Below are 18,619 nucleotides of genomic sequence, written 5' to 3' on the forward strand. Positions count from 1 at the left end.
CGATTACAAACGGGAAAGATGTTTGTTTGGGTGTCGGCTTCTCAAACGCCAAAATTCTCGAATATTCGGTTTTGACACACTCCCTGTCAAATCAATCGACTCACACGACGGAGCGTGCCCACACCGCATGCAAAATACATACGTAAGAGGCGTCCCAACCCACTCCCTGACGCCGCGTTCCTGTGTTATCTTTCGTGTTAATATATACCAATACCTCATAATTAATCTGTGCCAATGGATGGCAAATTCTTTAATCACAAGGCGTCAATCTTCGCTATGGCCCACACAGGCGCCGTGATTTCTCAATGACTGAGGACCTTGTATGGCGAATCGCTGGTGGTTCGGGGGACGGGATTGACTCGACCAGCCAGAACTTCGCAAAGGCCCTGATGCGTGCAGGTCTGCACGTATTCACGCACCGTCACTACCCATCGCGGATTCGCGGTGGTCACACCTACGTCGAAGTCCGTGCGAGCGAAAATCCCGTCAATTCGCGCGGCAACGGCTACAACTGCCTCCTCGCCCTTGGTGACTCCTTCGCACGCAATCCAAAGGAAAACGCCATCTACGGCAACGAGGAAATCAAGCCGCTCGCAGAGAACTTAGACGAGCTGAACGAAGGCGGCATCATCGTCTACGACGAAGGCCTCATCGACGTTTCTGAGGTTCCGAACTTCGAGGCGCGCGTAGAAGAAAACGACTGGAACGTCTACCCGATGGACCTTCGGTCGCTCGCTCGCGAACACGGCCGCGAGGTCATGCGCAACACCGCTGGTGTTGGCGTGACCGCCGCGCTCCTCGATATCGACCTCAAACACATCAAGGAGCTCATGCGCGACGCCATGCGCGGCGACGTGCTCGAAGCCAACCTGGACATCCTGCAGGAAGCCTACGACATCGTTTCCGAAGAGGAGTTCAGCCACGACCTTCGCGTCCCAACGGGCAACCACGACGAAGACCAAGTGCTTATCTCGGCAAGCGCGTGTATCGCCTACGGCGCGCTCGACGAGGGCTGTCGGTTCATCTCGGGCTACCCGATGACGCCGTGGACAGAAGTGTTCACCATCATGTCTCAGAACCTGTCGCAGTTCGGCGGCATCTCTGAGCAGGTGGAAGACGAAATCGCTGCCGCGGCCCTCGCCATCGGTGCAAGCCACGCTGGCGTCAAATCGATGAGCGGCTCGTCCGGTGGCGGCTTCGCCCTGATGGGCGAGCCACTCGGCCTCGCGGAGATGACCGAAACGCCGGTCGTCCTCATCGAGGCAATGCGCGCCGGTCCATCCACGGGGATGCCAACGAAGCCGGAGCAATCCGACTTAGAGTCCATCCTCTACTCCAGTCAGGGCGACTCGAACCGGCTCGTCTTCGCGCCGGGCAACGCCGCAGAGGCGTACGACCAGACGCGCGAAGCGTTCCGCCTCGCCTACGAGTACCAGATTCCGTCCATCATCGTCATCGACCAGAAGATTTCTGGCGAGATGGTGAACGTAGACGAGTCCTTCTTCGACCGCGAGCCGAACCCAGACCTCGGCTCCGTCCTCACGGAAGACGAAATCGCCAAGGCTGCCCACCACGAGTCGGGCAAGTTCAAGCGCTTCCTTCACGATACCGAAAACGGTGTCAGCCCACGCACGATTCCGGGCCAGAAGGGTGGTCGTTTCCTCGCAGCCGGGAACGAGCACTCAGAGGAAGGGCACATCAGCGAAGACCCCGTCAACCGCATCAACCAGATGGCTCGTCGCGCCCAGAAGCTCGAAGCCATCCGCGAGGACTTAGACACGAACGACGCCTCCCACCAGACCACGTTCGGGCCGGAGGACGCAGAGTACGGTATCATCACGTGGGGCTCTCAGCAAGGGGCTGTCATGGACGCCGTGTCCGCGCTCAACGACGCGGGCCACTCGGTCAAAGGCCTCGGCGTGAGCGACCTGATGCCGTTCCCAAAGAAGGACCTCGCTGCGTTCTTAGAGAGCGTAGACGAGGTCATCGTCGTCGAAATGAACGCGACAGGTCAGTTCCGCGGCCTCGCCCGCAAAGAACTCGGGCTGTACGGCGAGAAGATGGCGAGCCTCCTGAAGTTTGACGGCAACCCGTTCATCCCACAGGACATCGTCACGGCGTTCGAAGAGACCATCGTCGAAGGCAAGGACGACGTTTCGAACGAGCGGACGAAGTACCTTCCAGAAGCAGGTGTTATCCAATGAGTGTATTCAGCGCAATCGGTGAAGAGCGCGAGATTGACAGCAACGAGTTCACGCCCGGCATCGAACCGCAGGCGACGTGGTGTCCAGGCTGTGGTGACTTCGGTGTCCTGAAGTCACTGAAACAGGCAATGCCCGAAGTCGGCCGCAGTCCCGACGAGGTGCTCATGGTCACCGGTATCGGCTGTTCGGGCAAGCTTTCGTCGTACTTCGAGAGCTACGGATTCCACACCTTACACGGCCGCAGTCTGCCAATCGCCCGCGCGGCGAAGCTCGCAAACCCCGGCCTCGAAGTCATCGCCGCTGGCGGTGACGGTGACGGCTACGGGATTGGTGGCAACCACTTCATGCACACCGCCCGCGAGAACCACGACATGACCTACATCGTGTTCAACAACGAGATTTTCGGCCTCACGAAGGGCCAGACCTCGCCAACGAGCCCGAAAGGTCACAAGTCGAAGACCCAGCCCCACGGCAGCGCAAAGGACCCAGTCCGCCCACTGTCGCTGGCGCTCGCCTCCGGTGCGTCCTACATCGCTCGCACCGCCGCGGTCAACCCGAATCAGGCGAAGGAAATCATCAAGGAAGCCATCGAGCACGATGGCTTCGCCCACATCGACTTCCTCACCCAATGTCCAACGTGGAACAAGGACGCCCGTCAGTACGTCCCGTACGTGGACATCCAGCAGTCTGACGACTACGACTTCGACACCCACGACCGCCGCGAAGCCGCGGACATGATGTTCGAAGCCGAAAACGCTCTCCACGAGGGACAGGTGCTCACCGGTCGCTTCTACGTCGACGACGAGCGTCCCTCCTACCAGCAGGAGAAGCAGGCAACCGGCGAGATGCCGGAAGAACCGCTCGCAGAGCGCTACTTCGACGAAGACTACGAGTGGGAGCGCACCGCAGACTCCCTCTTAGAGCGCCACAAGTAACTTTCCAACTCCGATACGGAGTTTTCTTTAACGGAAGATATTTTTTCACGGACGGAAAAGTGCGTCTCATGAGCGCGGAGTCTACGGAGAATCGCATTCTCGCCGTTCTGGAGAAAGACGCACAGGCGTCGTATGCTGAAATCGCTGAACTGGCGGGGGTCTCTAAGCCGACGGTTCGCAAGTACATCTCGAAGCTCGAATCTGAGGGCGTCATCGTGGGCTATTCTGCCGATGTTGACCCGAAGAAACTCACGAGCCAAACCATCGCCCTCGTCGGCATCGAGGTGGCCTCAGAGCGCTACGTCGAAGCGACGAGGGCGCTGACCGAACTTGACTCGGTCGAATCACTGTTCTCCTCAAGTGGCGACCACATGCTGATGGCAGAAGTGCGCGCCCCCGACGGCGCGTCGGTTGGCAAAGTCATCTCAGAAAACATCCTTTCTATCGACGGCGTGACGGCGGCCCACCCCTCGTTTCTGCAAGAACGGCTGAAATAAGTTGGCTCCGTGACTTCCGCCACCACCGAAGATTTACGTCTCACTTCCCTACCCAGAGCCATGCCCGTATTCGAGCGCGAGACGCGTGTTCGTGCCCCGTTCAGCGAGGTGTGGGCGTTTCACTCTCGTATCGAGGGACTGGAGGCGCTCACCCCCGACTGGCTTCACCTCACCATCGAATCGGTGACTGGCCCGGATGGCGATCGCGACCCCGAAACGCTCGCCCCGGGAACGCGCATTTCGATGTCACTTAGACCGTTTGGCGTCGGCCCGAAACAGCGCTGGACGTCGGTCATCACGAAGCGCACGGAGGGCGAAGACAGCGCGATGTTCGAGGACATCATGCAGGGCGGGCCGTTCGCGCGGTGGAAACACACCCACTCGTTTCGCGCAGACGGCGCGGACACTATCGTCCACGACCGCGTTGAGTACGAACTACCCGGCGGCAAACTGGGAAGGGCGGTCACTCCGTTCTCCGCTGTTGGCTTTGAGGGAATGTTTCGCGGCCGCCACCGGGCGACGAAGCGCGTGCTCGAACAGGCCTAACCCTTTTTCCTGCAGTTGGCGTATGCCACACTATGACAGGCGTTGCTATCATCGGCGGCGGCCCAGCCGGTCTGAGCGCCGCGCTGTTCACGGCGAAAAACGGCCTCGAGACGGTGGTGTTCGACACGGACAAAACCGCCCTCCACTACGCGGATCTCCACAACTATCTCGGTATCGAGGAAATCGACGGCGACGAGTTCCTCCGTGTCGGCCGCGCACAGGTAGACGCACAGGGGGCAGACCGCCGTGACGAAGAGGTGACGGCGGTAGAGCAAACCGACGACGGCTTCCGTCTCACTACCGACGGCGGCGAGTACGACGCGACCTACGTCGTGTTTGCCACGGGCGAGTCCCGTGATGTAGCGACGGAACTGGGCTGTGACCTGAACGACGACGGAACCATCTCGGTCGATTCTGATAACGAAACGTCCGTGGAAAACGCCTACGCCGCGGGGTGGGCCGCGCGAAAGGACAAGATTCAGGCGGCCATCTCGGTCGGCGGCGGCGCGGCGGCCGCCCTCGACATCCTCTCGAAAGAGCAGGGCAAGCCGTTCCACGACTTCGACACGCCAGACGACGACGAGTAATCGAATTTCCCTTCTTTCTCAGCCCGGAAAACCGCACCCAGTCGCCCGCATCAGACCCATACACGTAAGAGGCGACCACCACCACTTCACGGTGTGACCGACTGGGCTCGCCTCGAAACGCGCATCCCGCCAATGGCCGCGCTCGCCGTTGCCATCGTGGCGGTGAGCACGAGCGCCATTCTCGTCCGGTGGAGCAGCGCACCGAGCCTCGTCAAAGCCTTTTATCGCGTCCTGTTCACCCTCGCGTTGCTCGCCCCAGTTGCGGCGACGCGCTACCGAGACGACCTCCGCCGACTCTCCGCGCGCGACCTGTTCTTTGCGTCCCTCTCGGGCGTCGCCCTCGCCGTCCACTTCGCAACGTGGTTCGAGAGCCTGAACTGGACGAGCGTCGCCGCCTCCGTCACCCTCGTCCAATCCCAACCGCTGTTCGTCGCGCTCGGGGCGTTTTTCTTGCTCTCAGAGCGCGTCACCCGTCGCACCGTCGTCGGCATCGGCATCGCCCTTGCCGGGATGCTCGTCATGTCGCTCGGAGACGTGCTGACCGGCACGACCGTGACGGGTTCGAACCCACTGCTCGGCAACGCGCTCGCCGTGGCGGGTGCGATTACCGCCGCCGCCTACGTCCTCGCTGGTCGCTCGCTGCGCCAGCGCATCGCGCTCGTCCCGTACGTCACCGTCGTCTACGGCGTCTGTGCGGTGGTGCTTCTCGCGCTCATGCTCGCGGAGGGTGAACCCTTCACGGGCTACCCCACAAACGAGTGGCTCCTCTTTTTCGCGATGGCGCTTGGGCCAGGTATCTTCGGCCACACCGTCATCAACTGGGCTCTCGCCCACGTCGAATCGAGTGTGGTGAGCGTCTCACTGCTCGGTGAACCCGTGGGGAGTACGCTCCTCGCCTTTGGTCTCCTCGCAGAAGTTCCCACGCCGCTCACGGTGGTCGGCGGAGCCGTCGTGCTCGCCGGAATCTACGTTACGACGACGGCGCGGAACACCGAATGAGGCCGGTTTCTACCTCGCGTACGTCGATGTCGTAGCCGAACTGCGAAATGACCTCGCGGTTGGTTTCGACGTGTCCGGACAGGGTGGGTGCGACGAACTCACCGCCTGCGAGCGCGAGCCAGAGCAGCAACTGGTCTGCGAGAAACGAATCGACGGTCGCTCCGGTCGCGTGAAACGCTCGGAAGGCGTTGACGGCGGCCACGGCGACTTTCTCTGCGACTTTCCCCTTCTCTCCGAGCGTATCGAATCCCACGACCGTCGCATCGTAGGCGGCCCGTACGAGCAGCGAGGACCCTGGCGAGGCGCTTTCGACGGTGGTCACGGTTTGGGCGGCCACCTCGTGTCCGTCGGCTTCGAGCAGTCTGCGCGCTTCGATCGCTTGCCGCTCTGCGACGTTCGCCTTCCGGAGATGCGTCGATGCTTTCGAGGTAATCGCAATCGCGTTGAGGTCGCCACGCACTGGCATGGAGAGTGGTGCCAGCGTAGAGGGTGCGAGCGTCAGTGTGGCCTCGCCGCCGCCGACGGGGTAGAAACCGGTGCGGTCGACTCTAAGCGACGCATCGAGGCCAAAGTGGGCGAGCAATGGGAGTTTGACCTGGTCGTACCACGCGACGGTCGGTGCCCACTGCACGTCCGTGCCGCCCGTTGCTCGCACCGTGAGCGGTTCGTCGATGGCGACGGCGAGCGGGAGCAGCGCGTCGAACAGGAGCGTGAGGCTCCCTGCGGTGCCGATATCGACGCTGAACTCGCCGCCGGTCGGGGCAGCCGGTTCGAAGGTGAGCGTCTCGGTGCCGACCGAGATGTCGCTCACGGTCGCATCACAGATGGTGGCGAGCGTTTCGACGACCGCGCAGTGTTGGCGTTTCAGACCGGGCGTCGGGCGTGCGGTGCGAATGTCCTCTACGGTGACAGGCGTTCCGGAGAGCGCGCTGAGGCTCAACGCAGTTCTGAGTATCTGCCCGCCGCCGGTTTGTCCCGAAACGATTCGCATCACGCTCTTTCGGTGGGCGGCAGAGAAAGGTCTGTTGTCGGCCCGACGCGATTAGCTCCGATGTGCACTCATCAATTTTCACCCGACTTCCTGAGAAAATATGTCAGACCAGAAGCTATTTACAACCAGTTGATGAGTCATAATTGAAAACATATGGGGTTTGATGAACTTTCTCGGCGGCGAATGCTACGGAGTACAGGGCTGTTGGTCGGTGCTGGTGCGATGGGTGGACTCGCGGGGTGCAGCTCGATTCCGTTCGTCGTCGGCGACACGTCGTGGACCAATTGGCCCCAGAGCCCGGCACCTTCCGTAACCAAGACCACTACCAAACCTACTACATAGAGCCACAAGCCATCGCGGAGTACGAAGACGAACTCGACGACGGATACGACTTATTCGAAGACTTCTTTTCGCCACCGGGCGCGCTTGACGTGGACTTCGATGAAGTCGAAGGCATGGTTATTTCCCCAACAATGCGGGTGTTCATGGGCTCGTTCACCGTCGAAGACGTGGTGGACGAACTCGAAGACGCGGACTTCGATGAGGATGACGAGTACGAGGGCTACACCCTCTTTCTCGGACCGGAAGAAAACTTCGGCAGTCGTGCAGCAGCAGGGGTGTCAGATAGTACGCTCCTTTACGGCTCTGCGTCCGAAGACGGTCCGATAGACGGACTCGAAACGCTCATCGACACCTCGAACGGCGAGGAAGATCGGTACATGGCCGAAAGTGAAGATTTCGCCACGCTCGTGGACGAACTCGGCGGTGGCCATTTCCTGTACGCGATCACACACGAGGAAACCGAGATTGACGACCCCGAGAACGGCCAGTTCGAACACGAGGTGGCGCGTGGGGCGCGAATCCAATTCGATACTGAAACGTCGTCCAGAAAATGGGTTCGCGTCTTCGAAGAAGCAGACGACGTAGACCTTGGGGACGTCGAAGACTGGGTTGACGAAAACGACGGGAGCGACGAGGCGTTCGACGACTACGACGACATCTCCGTCTCCCAGTCGGGACGGGCCGCCGTCGTCACCGAGACGATTGACACGGACGACGTGTTCAACTGAGTCGGGCACCTGACTGTCCACACAGTTGATTTTTTCTCCTTTCCCGACGTTCTAGACTGCGTTCTTTGGGGGATACGAATGAAAGTCGCACTCATCGGGGTTGGGCAGGCGGGGGGAAAAGTGGTCGAAGCACTCATCGAATACGACCTGAAATCGCGCGGCGGCTTCGTTGCCGCGGCGATTGCCGTGAATACGGCGAAGGCGGATTTGCTGGGGCTCAAACGAATCAGCGAGCGCCACCGCGTTCTGATTGGCCAGTATCGCGTGAAGGGCCACGGCGTCGGAGCCGACAACGAGCTCGGCTCTATCGTCACTACTGAAGATATTGGAGAGGTGCTCTCTGTCATCGATGACATTCCGCTGCACAACGTGGATGCGTTTCTCATCGTCGCCGGACTCGGCGGCGGCACGGGCAGCGGCGGTTCGCCAGTCATCGCCCGCGAGCTAAAACGCCTTTACACCGAACCCGTCTACGGCCTTGGTCTCTTGCCAAGCCCAGACGAAGGCGGTATCTACACGCTGAACGCCGCCCGCTCGTTCCAGACGTTCGTCCGCGAAGTGGACAACCTCCTCGTGTTCGATAACGACGCCTGGCGACAGAGCGGCGAGAGCGTCCAAGACAGCTACGGAGAGATGAACGCGGAGATTGCACGCAGACTCGGTTTGCTGTTCAGCTCTGGCGAGGCGACGAACGGCCTCGTCCCCGAGAGCGTCGTCGATGCGAGTGAGCTCATCAACACGCTCGGGTCGGGCGGCGTCTCCACGATTGGGTACGCCGTCGCGGAAGCGAGTCGGCCACAAGGCTTGCTCGCGCGCTTCAAAGGCGACGAGAAGCCGGACGACAACGCGACCAACCGCGTGCTGTCGGTCGTGCGCCGGGCGGCACTCGGCCGACTCAGTCTGCCGTGCAACATTGAGAGCACAGAGCGCGCGCTCCTCATCGTCGCAGGAAGACCAAGACATCTCGACCGAAAGGGAATCGAACGCGGACGCAAGTGGCTCGAAGCAGAGACCGGGAGCATGGAAGTGCGCGGCGGCGACTATCCGATTGAGGACACAGACCACCTCGGTGCGGTTGTCCTCCTCTCGGGGGTGTACGACGTCCCGCGCATCAAGGAACTCCAGCAAGTCGCCATCGAAGCTCAGCAGAACATGGCAGACCGCGCTGAGTTCGCCCCCGATGCGCTCGCGTCGCTCATGGATACGGATGAGACGATAGAACCGCTGTTCTAGGGTGATTGCGTTACAGAAAACTGGCTCATACGGAATCGGTTCGTGGGCCGGACTGGTACTGAATCACGCGTCGTCCGTGCGGTGGCTCCACACCATCTCTTGGAGGTACTCTCGTGTCGTGTCTGTCCCGCCGTCGGCTGTCAGGTTCGTGTCTGTGACCAAGGGGACGAGTGGTGCGCCGGTGTTTTCGCCGTCGGTGTAGGCTGCTGGTGTCATGATGCGTCTGTGTCAATGGGGAAGACGTAGATAAATGTAATGGTCGTTCATGTAGAATCTGAATATTTGTATAAGGTGTTTAATCATTATAATTTGCGACCACTACCACTCCTCGCCAATTCGCCTGCGGGCGCGTTCGTAGCCATCGTGTGACCGCCACGACTCCCCCGACTCACGGTGCGTAACGCGAAGGGGACTGCGACAGGCACCGCACCGATAGCGCCCCGGATTCGTCACGACCGAAGAGGCACGGTGGCGCTCTGCGTGCCAGTCACACGACTCGTCTGCACACGACAGGGCGAGGCGGCCGTCGGTGAACCGTTCGCAGGTACGCGGCGCGTTCACCTCGCGGGCTTTCTGCCGAAAACGCGGGCCATGATTCGACGCACCGAACTGCTGGAACTCCCACGCGTGGACGAGTTCGTGGCGGACGACGCCCGAAAACTGCTCCCAGCCGTACGCCTCAAAGGCGGCCCACGTCAGGCGGATTGTCACCGCACCGGTTTGTGGGTTGTAGAGACACTGGCCCGCGCGACGGCGCGCTCGCTCAGAAACCTCCCAGGACACCGTCGAGTAGTCGATTGGCAACGCCACCGTTTTCGCGTAGCGTTCTGCTCGTTCTACGAGCTGTGTACGGCTCGTCGCTCCCGAGCCCATTCTTACTTGTTCGCCCGCTCGACGAGCGAATGGCCGACCAGCCGCTCGGTTCCACGCCGAAGCCGCTCTGAGGCGGCCTGACTCGACACGCCGAGTTGCGCTGCTAAGTCTGCAAGTGAGACCTTCCGCGGAATCTCGAAGTAGCCGGACTCGTGGGCGGCGAGGAGCGCATCTTGCTGGCACTCCGTGAGGTTGTAGGCGGCCTCTTCGGTTGAGGAGTCGATCTGGTTGTAGATGGTGTAGAGTTTCACGTCGACGCCGACTTCCCCACACCGCGTTCTGAACTCCTTGAACGTCTCGCGGTCTGGAAACTGCATCTGCAGGAACCAGCCCTCGTCCGTGCCTTTGCCTTCGAGCATCACCGCGTCGAGTTCGACGTACGCTTGATGGACGGTGGTTGCTTTTCCGGCTTCGGTCAGCTCGACGCGATAGAGTCGCTTGTTGTCGACTTCATGTAACACCGACGGTGACGTGATGGTCGGGTCTGTCTCGAGTGCCTCCTCGAATGTTTCGAAGTTCTCGCTACACGCCCAGAACAGAAAGCGAACGACGCTGGAGGGGAGCGCCCGTTTTTCTTCGACGGTAACCACGGCGTCTGCGTTGCTGGTCAACGCCTCTTGGAGCACTGGAGTATCCAGATGCACTTCGACGAAAATCATCGCTGGGCTCGCGTTCTTATTCGGTGTCCGTTGCTCCCGTTTGAGTGGTCAACCCCCCCACGGTCATCGATGAAACCCCCGGGAGACGCCCCTGCCGTGTGAACAAGTACACGCTCACAAGTTCCCTCCACGCTCATAGATACTCTAAGGCTTTCGAGAGCCGGTAAATAATTGTTGTTCGTACCATATCGTGTTGACAGAACAGACAGCATCGTTGGCAGTTGGTTAGGGAATCTCACCGCTCACCAGTGGTTGAAACACACAACATCGCAGTAGCGACCGTGTGCGAAAAACCGCACACAGTCACTTCGGTTTCACAGGATACAGACTTACACTCAGACGCTCGCCGTAATCGAGATCGCCTCGTCTGTTTGAATCCATGCCTCCGGGTTGGTTCGGTCGTAAATTACGATTTCACCCGTTGTGAGTTTGAGCTGTCCGTACTCAAGGTAGTCATCGGCTGGAGGTTCGTCCTGGCGTTTCGGGTCAGTTGTGGGGGTCATTTGGTATGGTAGCAGTGGGGTGTCTCACGCTACGTCCACTGCTACCAACCCCTAGGTCATAACCCTTGCTACCATATGTCATACTATTGTCTGACCAATCGTGAACAACTCCGCGCTCAGTCTGCCAACCCAACCGTTCGCACGTGTTCATCGAGCGCGGTCTCGCTCTCGAACACCCTGCCACACACGTGACAGGTGTGGCGTCTCTCAGCCTCGTCCATGCTCTCCTCTACGCTCAGACCCCGGTAAAGCGTGTCGTCGAGTGAACATCCGGCACTATAGTTACACTTGGTTAGTAAGTACCTCGAAGTAACCTTTTAGTGCTGGCCCGTGTATCACCCTCCATGAACGATGAAACAGCCCCACTCGCCGTCTGGTGTGCAGGCGAGGAGTGGTGTCCAATCACCTCGACGGCGACGATTCTTGGGAAAAAGTGGCACCCGGTCATCATCCACCGTTTGCTGAAACACGGCCCGTCTGGGTTCAACGCGCTCAAAGACGCCGTCGATGGCATCTCCGCAAAAGTGCTTTCGGACAGCCTCGAAAACTTAGAGGAGTACGGCTTGGTCAACCGGGCGGTCATCAGCGAAAAACCGTTTCGCGTCGAATACTCGCTGACTCCCCGTGGCAAGTCGCTCGAACCCATCATCATCGCCATGCAAGACTGGGGGAAAGAACACCTCATGCCGGCAGACGAACCGGCACAGTAGCGTCAGTATCTCTCAGGTTGGTACGATTTCCGTCCAGACAGTCCTAAAATGAGAAACAACTAATACCTCTCCCGATATTCCCCCAGTATGCTCTCAAGAACCTCGGAGCGCGATGACCTGTCGCTTACCGAGCGCGTCCACGAACTCAGAATCGGCCACGACAGCCCGATTCGTATCAGCAGTGGACACCGACTGCTGCACCACGACGGCAAGTGCAGCCGTCCACACGGCCACAACTACGAGATCTCCGTTACTGTTCGCGGCAACCTGACCGAGGACGGCTGGGTGGTGGACAAAGGTGACGTCACCAGCGTCATCGACGACTGGGATCACCGCTTTCTGCTCCAAGACGGCGACCCGCTCATCGAGGCGTTCAAAGCCTCGGGTGACGGCGACGCGCTCGTCGTCTTCGACCACCCGCCGACCGCCGAAGTGATGGGCATCATCTTAGAACAGCGCCTGCTCGCAGAACTCCCCGACAACGTCGCGGACGTCTCCGTGCTGGTTCGTGAGACGAGCGAACTCTGTGGCGTGACCTGCTGATGCCAGTCAACGCAGAAACGCCAACACGCGACGGCCCGGAAGACGGCGATGGCCTGCCAATCAACGAACTGTTCTACTCACTGCAAGGCGAAGGCAAACTCGCCGGTGTCCCCTCCGTGTTCATCCGCACGAGTGGCTGTAACCTCCGGTGTTGGTTCTGTGATTCGTATCACACCTCGTGGGAGCCAACCCACGCGTGGATGTCCGTCGATGAAATCGTCGAGGCGGTTTCAGAACACACCGAAGCAGACCACGTCGTCCTCACGGGCGGCGAACCGCTGATTCACGAGACGGCTGTTACGCTGCTCGAACGCCTTGCCACAGCGGGCTATCACACCACCGTCGAGACGAACGGGACGATTTTCCGCGACGCACCAATCGACCTCGCGAGCGTAAGTCCAAAACTCGCCTCCAGTACGCCAACGCCGGAACGCGACCCGAAAGGCGACGGCGAGTGGGAAGCCCGCCACGAGGAGGCCCGCATCGACATCTCTGAACTGTCTCAGTTCGTCGCCACCTACGACACGCAGCTCAAATTCGTCGTTACCGGCCCCGACGACATGGCCGAAATCACGGACATCGTCGCGGCCGTTCGCGCGACTGGCGCGTCGCTCGCGGACGATGACGTGTTGTTGATGCCCGAAGGCCAAACCCGTGAGGCTTTAGACGAGACGCGCAAACGAACGGCTGACCTGGCGATGGAGTACGGTTTCCGCTATACCCCCCGCCTCCACGTCGACCTCTGGAACGACGCCCCCGGAACTTGAGATGACTGACGCTACCCTTATCCCCGAGACGGAATCGACCTACGATCACGAGAAGGCGCGGCGAGCGGTTCGCATGCTGCTAGAAGCCGTCGGCGCAGACCCCGACCGAGACGGGCTGGTCGATACGTGGGAACGCCGCGTTCCCGACGCCTTCGAGACGCTCACCGAGGGCTTCCGAACCGAAGAAAAGCCGACGATGCGCACCTTTCCCGCAGAGAGGTCCGGTCTCGTCATCAAGACGGCAATTCCGGTCTACAGCCTCTGTGAACACCACCTCCTGCCGTTTTACGGGACGGCCCACATCGCCTACCGTCCCGGTGAGGAGGTCGTTGGCCTCTCGAAGCTCACGCGCTACGTGCGCTGGCAGTCGCGAAAGCTCTCGATGCAAGAGCGCCTCACCCGCGAGATTGCAGACGGCTTGCAGGCAGAACTCGACGCAGAGGCGGTACTGGTCGAGATTTCGGCGAGCCACATGTGCGAGGCCATGCGCGGCGTCGAAACCGAGACTGAGACGCGCACGAACGTTGCCGTTGGTGAGCCAACCGACCAAGAGCGCACTCAGTTCCAGAACGCCATCGACCGGGCGGAGGGGTCACGATGAGCCAGCCAAAGGCGGTCGTCCTCGTCTCCGGCGGGATGGACAGCGCCACCGCCGCCGCAGAAGCGAAATCGCGAGGCTACGACCTTTACTTCTTGCACACCTCCTACGGCCAGCGCACCGAAGGAAAGGAGTACGAGTGCGCCCGGCAGTTGGCCGAGGAGTTCGACGCGGCCGACTTCCTCCATATCGAAACAAGCCACCTCGCCCAGATTGGCGCGTCCGCGCTCACCGACGAGGGCATCGACGTGGCCGACGCCGACTTAGACAGCGAGGAAATTCCGGACACGTACGTTCCGTTCCGGAATGCGAACCTGCTCTCGATGGCCGTCTCCTACGCCGAAGCGAACGAGTGTGCGGCCGTGTTCATCGGCGCACACAGCGAGGACTTCGCGGGCTACCCCGACTGCCGTCCCGAGTTCTTTGAGGCGTTTCAGGCCGTCGCAGACGTGGGCACCAAACCGGACACCCACATCTCGCTCGAAGCGCCGTTCGTCGAGTGGACGAAAACGGAGATTGCGGCCCACGGCGTCTCACTCGACGTGCCGTTCGAGCACACATGGAGCTGTTATAAGGAAGACGCACCTGCGTGTGGCGTCTGTGATTCGTGTGCCATCCGGCTCAGAGCGTTCGAGGATGTCGGTGTCCGCGACCCAATCGAGTACGCAGAGCGGCCGTCCTACAGAACGTAGGCTACAACGCAGAGAATGATGTACTGAGGAGGAAAATGGGTTCAACGAGGCACGGACGAGCGTTCGCGGGGATAGCTCTCGCCGTCGCTGGGCTGGAAAGTTATGTGTGGTCGTAGGGGTACTCAGGCCCGTTGACCACGGATTCGTGCAGCTTCTGCAATTCCGGCATTCGCTGAACAACGGGGACACGCGAGTATCCGACCACGGGAGTCGGCGAATACCTGTGCGAATCGTTTCGAGATGTGCGCATCGCAGTTAGTGCAGGTTGGCATTGGTCTAGGTGGGGTTTGCAACGTGTGCCTCACACCCAACTACTCATACGCCGATTGACGACTAATTCTCACTCCCTCACTAGTCGGGGTTCTGTTGGACGCTCGAACAGTTCGGCACACAGTTTCCGCTCTGCGGCGCGCAGATGCTCGTGGAACGTCGACCGCGAGACGCCCATCGCGGTGGCGAGGTCGTCGCCGTTTACCGGCCGAGGCCAGTCGAAAAAGCCCGCGACGTACGCCCGCTGGAGCGTCGAAAGTTGGCGTTCGGTGAGCCGCTCTTTGAGCGACCCCACAAACTCCTGTTTCGTCGTTGGTCTGCGGTGGTGTTCGTGGTAGCTCACGAGTTCGGTGCCGGGATACTCCTGTTTCATCAACTCGACGAGCTGGCGGACGTTTGCCTCCTGTGGTAACTCGATTTTCATTCGCCCACCCGCGTCGTAGGCGGTGATCTCCTGCGTTTTTGCGCCGTAGTTGGCGAGGTCGGTCACGATTGACTCGCCTGCGAGCGTGAGTTCGAACAGGCTCTCGTCGTCGTCTGAGGCGACGAGTTGTACCGCCGCAATCTCTCGACATTCTGTGGCGGCTTCGGCCACCGCTTCCGGGTCTGCCCCGCTCGCGGTGAAGAACAACACGAGCGAGTCGTCTGGCTGGTACATCGCTTGCTTGAAGTCGAGTTCCGCGCCGGTTTTCGCCGCGATGTCCACGAAAAAGAGTGCCTGACTCTCGAACTCCAACTCGATTTCCACGATGTTGTCCGCGGTGATGATTTTCTTGCTTTCGAGTGAGTTGATGCCGCTTGCGACGGCGCGACCCACGGATTCGAGGATGACGCGTTCTCGGTTGTTGAACACGCCATCACGGTCAGTACACACCGTGAGCACGCCGTAGGTCACGTCGTCGTAGACGAGTGGGATGGCCGCCACTTCGGTAACGCGGGTTGGGTAGCCCCGCCCGAAGCCGCGAACGCCCACGCGGGCGGTCTGCATGGTTCCGGTTTTGACGGCGCGGGCGGTCGGATTGTTCGCCGCCGCAGGGTCGTTCAAATCGACGCCGATGTCGCCCACCGAGACGAGCGCTTCGCCCGACCACTGCGTCGGGGCGACTTCATCGGTTCCCACATCGACCTCGCCCACCCACGCGTAGACGTAGGGGTCTGCGCTCGCCAACTGCTTACAGACTGTCTCCTCTATCTCCTCGCGGTTCACCGACCGCACGAGCGTCTGGGTCACGTCTTGGACGAGACCTTGGACGCGGTCGAGGAGGGCTGCCAAATGCTCGCGTTCTCTCGCAAGCGCGAGTTCGGCCTCCTTTCGTGCGGTCACGTCGTTCTGGAAGCCCACGAAGTAGCGCACCTCGCCGTCCGAATCTCGAATCGGCGCGATGTTTACGCGATTCCAGAACAGCTCGCCGTTCTTGCGGTAGTTTTTCACCTCGACGACGACCTCCTCTTCTGCGGCGATGGCCTCGCGCATGGCCGTCACGGCTGCTTGATCTGAGTCGTCTCCTTGCAGAAATCGGCAGTTTCGCCCGAGGATTTCCGACTCGGTGTAGCCCGTCATCTCGACGAACGAATCGTTTACGTAGCTCAGCGGATTGTCCGGCTGAGTCGCATCCGAGATGGCGATACCGACCGGCGCTTCGTTCATCGCCCGCTCTTTCAAGCTGAGTTCGTCCGTGGGCGTCTCGAAGCGCGTTCGGTAGGCCCGCACCGCCGCGAGTGCGTCGGCTGCCAGTTCTTCTACGTCCGTCTCTGCCGCGAGTCGATACTTCGTGACGCCAATCGCGGTGACGTGGCTCGCAAGCGCCTCACTCGCGCCGTGTGAGTAGACGATGAGCGGGAGGTGCTGGTCGAATTCGTTTACCGTCTGGACGACCGTTTCCGTGTCGTCGTCTGCCAACGGTGCTTCCGTAATCACGCAATCTATCGCAGGAGAGAGTGCCGCTAAAACGTCGGTTTCGGAGGTCACGACGCGCACTGCTTCTACGTCCCGTTTGAGGGCTGTCGCCACCGCGTCCGCGGTTTCCTCGCGCCCGACGTAGAGCACGCACAGCCGCGAACCGTCCTGAGTACCCATAGCAGTGACTCGGTTCCGGCCGTGCAAATAGGTATGGCACGGGTCACACGAATTTGAGATAGAGCAGGGCTAAAAACAGCCAGTAGCCGACGATGGCGGCGAGAATGAGCAGAATAATTCCGGCATCTTCCACCATGCGGTGCATACCCAAGATATACTCAACTTACCACATTAGTTACGAACCACTTTCACCACCGTCAGGAGACGCCCCCGCATCGTTTACATACGGGGGACTACGAGCGTCTCGGACGACTCACGGTTCACCGTCCGTCCGCCCAATTCGGTCAGAAACGGCCCGTTCTGGTTCGCTGACTGGCGGAATTCCGCCGACGTTAATTTCCCATTTCACCGACGCATCGCCGTGACGGGTTGTGGTTCTCACTTATTCGCTCGCTCCGACGACCTGCTCGTAGGCGAACAGCGGTGCGGCGAACACCGACTGAAACTGTGCCGTCGCCTGTTCGGGGTTCTCTGCGAGTAGCTGGATGCATTCTGCCTGCCGGGCGGCCAGTTCGCGGCGAAGGTCGGCAAGGGTCGTCTCCGCGCCGGAAATGCGGTCGCTCTCCCCGAGGACAAGCAGTAGGTCGTCAACGCCGTCCAGCTCTTCGGTGAGGTGGGCGAACGTCGCGCCGGTTCCCGCTTCGTTTGGCGCGTAGGCGAACAGCAAGCGCGCGTTATGGATGATTTCCGACGCCTCCTCGTGGAGGTTCGTCTCGGTTCCCACCTTCCGCATATCGAGTTCGACGCCGACGACGTACACGGCGGGGCCGTCGGGGAGTTCGCCCGCCGCCTCGTGGAGCGCCGCAAGCGCCGGGCCGAACACGATTTCGAAGCGCTCGTCGTCCATCCGCAAGAGATCTGCACCAATCGCGTCCGCGCGGTCTTGATTCGGCGTGAGCAACGCGGCCACCTGTGGCGACACCGTCGCCTCGGCCGTCGGGTCGTCCTCCGTGACCGTCACGCCCGTGTTCGAAAGCAGAGAGTCCTCGGACATGGTGGTGCGTTCACCGGCGAGCGGTAAAATCCTACACGTTCACAGGAAATTCACTTCCGGCAGGTGACTTTCTCCATCTACCACACCAAAACCCACAGGCAGCGAGCCAACATTGACCACCGCCATCCCCACTTTCACCGTGGGTGGATGGGTCGCCGTTATCCCACTATTCTGCGACTGTTCACCCACGAATAACGCATGACTGTTGGCTCCTACTCCTCGGCCCTGCCTTCGCTCGGGGACGGCGTGACGCAGTTACACCGTCCTGCAGGGCGGTCGCTGGCGCTTCCACAACTCGTCGTCAACGACCTGCTCACTGGCGAGGGCGAAACGCTCTGGATTGATACCCACGAGACAGCCTCGACCTACGCGCTTTACGACCTCGCCCCAAGCGAACACGCGCTGTGCGGCGTCCGCATCGCGCGGGCCTTTACTGCCTACCAGCACCACACCCTTGTCTGCGAACTCGTCGCGCAAACCACGCCCGAGACGAAGTTGCTCGTCGTCCCCGAAATCGACGCGCTGTACGCTGACGACGACGTGCCCGACTACGAGGGCGAAGACTTGCTCAGGGCGTCGTTGACTATCCTGCGCGAACTCGCCATGTCGCTCGGCGTTCGCGTGCTCGTCACGTCGGCAGGAACCAGCCTTTCACCCCTCGTCGCTGCCCACGCGGACACCGAGATTACGTGCACTGAAACCGCCCTCGGTTATCGCTACGAAGCCCCCGACTTCGAGACGCTCGTCTACTGGGGCGAGGGCTTCTGGCAGACGACGATTCCGTACTGGGTCGAACTGTTCGGGTCTGTCGATGAGTTCGACCCCGTCATCACCGCCGCCGACAACGGCTGGTTCGACGCGGAGGCCTGAG

General features: G+C 60.7%; 23 protein-coding genes. 14 read left to right on the forward strand and 9 right to left on the reverse strand.

Annotated features, from left to right (window positions below; translation table 11 throughout):
• Nucleotides 1-305: 305 nt before the first annotated feature.
• From V5N13_RS00510 to V5N13_RS00535, 6 genes are all read left to right on the forward strand, one after another.
• On the forward strand, nt 306-2,204 hold the full coding sequence (locus V5N13_RS00510) for a 2-oxoacid:acceptor oxidoreductase subunit alpha (protein ID WP_336359162.1): 1,899 nt from the start codon (nt 306-308) through the stop codon (nt 2,202-2,204).
• Nucleotides 2,201-3,139, forward strand: a complete 939-nt coding sequence (locus V5N13_RS00515; RefSeq protein ID WP_332898865.1) for a thiamine pyrophosphate-dependent enzyme — start codon at nt 2,201-2,203, stop codon at nt 3,137-3,139. Before V5N13_RS00510 ends, V5N13_RS00515 begins: the two co-directional genes overlap by 4 nt.
• 68 nt (nt 3,140-3,207) lie before the next feature.
• Complete coding sequence (gene lrpA1 / locus V5N13_RS00520; RefSeq protein ID WP_336359163.1) at nt 3,208-3,636, forward strand: HTH-type transcriptional regulator LrpA1; 429 nt, start codon at nt 3,208-3,210, stop codon at nt 3,634-3,636.
• A gap of 60 nt (nt 3,637-3,696) precedes the next feature.
• Entirely contained in the window at nt 3,697-4,182 is a 486-nt protein-coding gene (locus tag V5N13_RS00525) for an SRPBCC family protein (protein WP_336359164.1), read from the forward strand.
• A 32-nt stretch (nt 4,183-4,214) separates the two neighbouring features.
• Nucleotides 4,215-4,769 (forward strand): NAD(P)/FAD-dependent oxidoreductase, encoded by a 555-nt coding sequence (locus tag V5N13_RS00530; protein ID WP_336359165.1) that lies wholly within the window; start codon nt 4,215-4,217, stop codon nt 4,767-4,769.
• 132 nt (nt 4,770-4,901) lie between these two features.
• On the forward strand, nt 4,902-5,768 hold the full coding sequence (locus V5N13_RS00535; protein WP_336361401.1) for a DMT family transporter: 867 nt from the start codon (nt 4,902-4,904) through the stop codon (nt 5,766-5,768).
• Here V5N13_RS00535 and rtcA read toward each other — a convergent pair.
• Nucleotides 5,740-6,759 carry an RNA 3'-terminal phosphate cyclase gene (gene rtcA, locus V5N13_RS00540; RefSeq protein ID WP_336359166.1) on the reverse strand — a complete coding sequence of 340 codons (1,020 nt, stop codon included), beginning with the start codon at nt 6,757-6,759 and terminating at the stop codon, nt 5,740-5,742. The genes V5N13_RS00535 and rtcA overlap by 29 nt on opposite strands.
• Before the next feature lie 275 nt (nt 6,760-7,034).
• Between rtcA and V5N13_RS00545 the strand changes: the two genes are divergently transcribed.
• Together V5N13_RS00545 and V5N13_RS00550 are read left to right on the forward strand one after the other, a co-directional pair.
• Complete coding sequence (locus V5N13_RS00545; RefSeq protein ID WP_336359167.1) at nt 7,035-7,829, forward strand: hypothetical protein; 795 nt, start codon at nt 7,035-7,037, stop codon at nt 7,827-7,829.
• Nucleotides 7,830-7,907: 78 nt separating this feature from the next.
• The gene (locus V5N13_RS00550) at nt 7,908-9,062 is read left to right on the forward strand and encodes a tubulin/FtsZ family protein (protein WP_336359168.1); all 1,155 of its coding nucleotides are present in this window, start codon (nt 7,908-7,910) and stop codon (nt 9,060-9,062) included.
• 63 nt (nt 9,063-9,125) lie between these two features.
• Here the strand turns inward: V5N13_RS00550 and V5N13_RS00555 are convergent, their stop codons facing one another.
• The 5 genes from V5N13_RS00555 to V5N13_RS00575 form a co-directional block, all read right to left on the reverse strand.
• Nucleotides 9,126-9,278, reverse strand: coding sequence for a hypothetical protein (locus tag V5N13_RS00555; RefSeq protein ID WP_332898872.1), 153 nt, complete (start codon nt 9,276-9,278; stop codon nt 9,126-9,128).
• 102 nt (nt 9,279-9,380) lie between these two features.
• Entirely contained in the window at nt 9,381-9,935 is a 555-nt protein-coding gene (locus V5N13_RS00560) for a SprT family zinc-dependent metalloprotease (protein ID WP_336359169.1), read from the reverse strand.
• Between the two features lie 2 nt (nt 9,936-9,937).
• On the reverse strand, nt 9,938-10,594 hold the full coding sequence (locus V5N13_RS00565) for a helix-turn-helix domain-containing protein (RefSeq protein WP_336359170.1): 657 nt from the start codon (nt 10,592-10,594) through the stop codon (nt 9,938-9,940).
• Between the two features lie 335 nt (nt 10,595-10,929).
• The gene (locus V5N13_RS00570) at nt 10,930-11,097 is read right to left on the reverse strand and encodes a DUF7331 family protein (protein WP_332898875.1); all 168 of its coding nucleotides are present in this window, start codon (nt 11,095-11,097) and stop codon (nt 10,930-10,932) included.
• Nucleotides 11,098-11,213: 116 nt separating this feature from the next.
• Nucleotides 11,214-11,318 carry a C2H2-type zinc finger protein gene (locus tag V5N13_RS00575; protein ID WP_336359171.1) on the reverse strand — a complete coding sequence of 35 codons (105 nt, stop codon included), beginning with the start codon at nt 11,316-11,318 and terminating at the stop codon, nt 11,214-11,216.
• Between the two features lie 123 nt (nt 11,319-11,441).
• Here V5N13_RS00575 and V5N13_RS00580 point away from each other — a divergent pair, with 123 nt between their 5' ends.
• The 5 genes from V5N13_RS00580 to queC all read left to right on the forward strand — a co-directional run bounded on the left by V5N13_RS00580 (nt 11,442) and on the right by queC (nt 14,407).
• Nucleotides 11,442-11,807, forward strand: coding sequence for a winged helix-turn-helix transcriptional regulator (locus V5N13_RS00580; RefSeq protein WP_336359172.1), 366 nt, complete (start codon nt 11,442-11,444; stop codon nt 11,805-11,807).
• An 87-nt stretch (nt 11,808-11,894) separates the two neighbouring features.
• Nucleotides 11,895-12,350: a 6-pyruvoyl trahydropterin synthase family protein gene (locus tag V5N13_RS00585; protein WP_336359173.1), complete on the forward strand. Its 456-nt coding sequence runs from the start codon at nt 11,895-11,897 to the stop codon at nt 12,348-12,350.
• Complete coding sequence (locus V5N13_RS00590; protein ID WP_336359174.1) at nt 12,350-13,117, forward strand: 7-carboxy-7-deazaguanine synthase QueE; 768 nt, start codon at nt 12,350-12,352, stop codon at nt 13,115-13,117. Before V5N13_RS00585 ends, V5N13_RS00590 begins: the two co-directional genes overlap by 1 nt.
• Nucleotide 13,118: 1 nt before the next feature.
• A complete protein-coding gene (gene folE / locus V5N13_RS00595) occupies nt 13,119-13,718 on the forward strand; it encodes a GTP cyclohydrolase I (RefSeq protein WP_336359175.1) in 600 nt (199 codons plus the stop codon).
• Nucleotides 13,715-14,407, forward strand: a complete 693-nt coding sequence (queC, locus tag V5N13_RS00600) for a 7-cyano-7-deazaguanine synthase QueC (protein ID WP_336359176.1) — start codon at nt 13,715-13,717, stop codon at nt 14,405-14,407. Before folE ends, queC begins: the two co-directional genes overlap by 4 nt.
• A gap of 122 nt (nt 14,408-14,529) precedes the next feature.
• Here queC and V5N13_RS17140 read toward each other — a convergent pair whose 3' ends face one another.
• From V5N13_RS17140 to V5N13_RS00610, 3 genes are all read right to left on the reverse strand, one after another.
• Entirely contained in the window at nt 14,530-14,679 is a 150-nt protein-coding gene (locus V5N13_RS17140; RefSeq protein ID WP_442904935.1) for a DUF7563 family protein, read from the reverse strand.
• 68 nt (nt 14,680-14,747) lie between these two features.
• Entirely contained in the window at nt 14,748-16,754 is a 2,007-nt protein-coding gene (locus V5N13_RS00605; protein ID WP_336359177.1) for a bacterio-opsin activator domain-containing protein, read from the reverse strand.
• A gap of 382 nt (nt 16,755-17,136) precedes the next feature.
• On the reverse strand, nt 17,137-17,748 hold the full coding sequence (locus tag V5N13_RS00610) for a hypothetical protein (protein WP_336359178.1): 612 nt from the start codon (nt 17,746-17,748) through the stop codon (nt 17,137-17,139).
• Nucleotides 17,749-17,946: 198 nt separating this feature from the next.
• On the opposite strand from V5N13_RS00610, the gene V5N13_RS00615 reads away from it, so the two are divergent.
• On the forward strand, nt 17,947-18,618 hold the full coding sequence (locus V5N13_RS00615) for a hypothetical protein (protein ID WP_336359179.1): 672 nt from the start codon (nt 17,947-17,949) through the stop codon (nt 18,616-18,618).
• Nucleotide 18,619: the final 1 nt, after the last annotated feature.

This window comes from Haladaptatus sp. ZSTT2 (assembly GCF_037081775.1).
Classification (GTDB): Archaea; Halobacteriota; Halobacteria; order Halobacteriales; family Halococcaceae; genus QDMS2.

What these genes read in the sequence shown, in the direction of transcription:
- V5N13_RS00605 (WP_336359177.1), bottom strand. Translation starts at nt 16,754, where the DNA reads ATGGGTACTCAGGACGGTTCGCGGCTGTGCGTGCTCTACGTCGGGCGC.
- rtcA (WP_336359166.1), bottom strand. Translation starts at nt 6,759, where the DNA reads ATGCGAATCGTTTCGGGACAAACCGGCGGCGGGCAGATACTCAGAACT.
- V5N13_RS00515 (WP_332898865.1), top strand. Translation starts at nt 2,201, where the DNA reads ATGAGTGTATTCAGCGCAATCGGTGAAGAGCGCGAGATTGACAGCAAC.
- V5N13_RS00575 (WP_336359171.1), bottom strand. Translation starts at nt 11,318, where the DNA reads ATGGACGAGGCTGAGAGACGCCACACCTGTCACGTGTGTGGCAGGGTG.
- folE (WP_336359175.1), top strand. Translation starts at nt 13,119, where the DNA reads ATGACTGACGCTACCCTTATCCCCGAGACGGAATCGACCTACGATCAC.
- V5N13_RS17140 (WP_442904935.1), bottom strand. Translation starts at nt 14,679, where the DNA reads ATGCCAACCTGCACTAACTGCGATGCGCACATCTCGAAACGATTCGCA.
- V5N13_RS00570 (WP_332898875.1), bottom strand. Translation starts at nt 11,097, where the DNA reads ATGACCCCCACAACTGACCCGAAACGCCAGGACGAACCTCCAGCCGAT.
- V5N13_RS00610 (WP_336359178.1), bottom strand. Translation starts at nt 17,748, where the DNA reads ATGTCCGAGGACTCTCTGCTTTCGAACACGGGCGTGACGGTCACGGAG.
- V5N13_RS00590 (WP_336359174.1), top strand. Translation starts at nt 12,350, where the DNA reads ATGCCAGTCAACGCAGAAACGCCAACACGCGACGGCCCGGAAGACGGC.
- V5N13_RS00560 (WP_336359169.1), bottom strand. Translation starts at nt 9,935, where the DNA reads ATGGGCTCGGGAGCGACGAGCCGTACACAGCTCGTAGAACGAGCAGAA.
- V5N13_RS00585 (WP_336359173.1), top strand. Translation starts at nt 11,895, where the DNA reads ATGCTCTCAAGAACCTCGGAGCGCGATGACCTGTCGCTTACCGAGCGC.
- V5N13_RS00580 (WP_336359172.1), top strand. Translation starts at nt 11,442, where the DNA reads ATGAACGATGAAACAGCCCCACTCGCCGTCTGGTGTGCAGGCGAGGAG.
- V5N13_RS00510 (WP_336359162.1), top strand. Translation starts at nt 306, where the DNA reads ATGACTGAGGACCTTGTATGGCGAATCGCTGGTGGTTCGGGGGACGGG.
- lrpA1 (WP_336359163.1), top strand. Translation starts at nt 3,208, where the DNA reads ATGAGCGCGGAGTCTACGGAGAATCGCATTCTCGCCGTTCTGGAGAAA.
- V5N13_RS00525 (WP_336359164.1), top strand. Translation starts at nt 3,697, where the DNA reads ATGCCCGTATTCGAGCGCGAGACGCGTGTTCGTGCCCCGTTCAGCGAG.
- V5N13_RS00535 (WP_336361401.1), top strand. Translation starts at nt 4,902, where the DNA reads ATGGCCGCGCTCGCCGTTGCCATCGTGGCGGTGAGCACGAGCGCCATT.
- V5N13_RS00615 (WP_336359179.1), top strand. Translation starts at nt 17,947, where the DNA reads ATGACTGTTGGCTCCTACTCCTCGGCCCTGCCTTCGCTCGGGGACGGC.
- V5N13_RS00555 (WP_332898872.1), bottom strand. Translation starts at nt 9,278, where the DNA reads ATGACACCAGCAGCCTACACCGACGGCGAAAACACCGGCGCACCACTC.
- V5N13_RS00550 (WP_336359168.1), top strand. Translation starts at nt 7,908, where the DNA reads ATGAAAGTCGCACTCATCGGGGTTGGGCAGGCGGGGGGAAAAGTGGTC.
- V5N13_RS00530 (WP_336359165.1), top strand. Translation starts at nt 4,215, where the DNA reads ATGACAGGCGTTGCTATCATCGGCGGCGGCCCAGCCGGTCTGAGCGCC.
- V5N13_RS00565 (WP_336359170.1), bottom strand. Translation starts at nt 10,594, where the DNA reads ATGATTTTCGTCGAAGTGCATCTGGATACTCCAGTGCTCCAAGAGGCG.
- queC (WP_336359176.1), top strand. Translation starts at nt 13,715, where the DNA reads ATGAGCCAGCCAAAGGCGGTCGTCCTCGTCTCCGGCGGGATGGACAGC.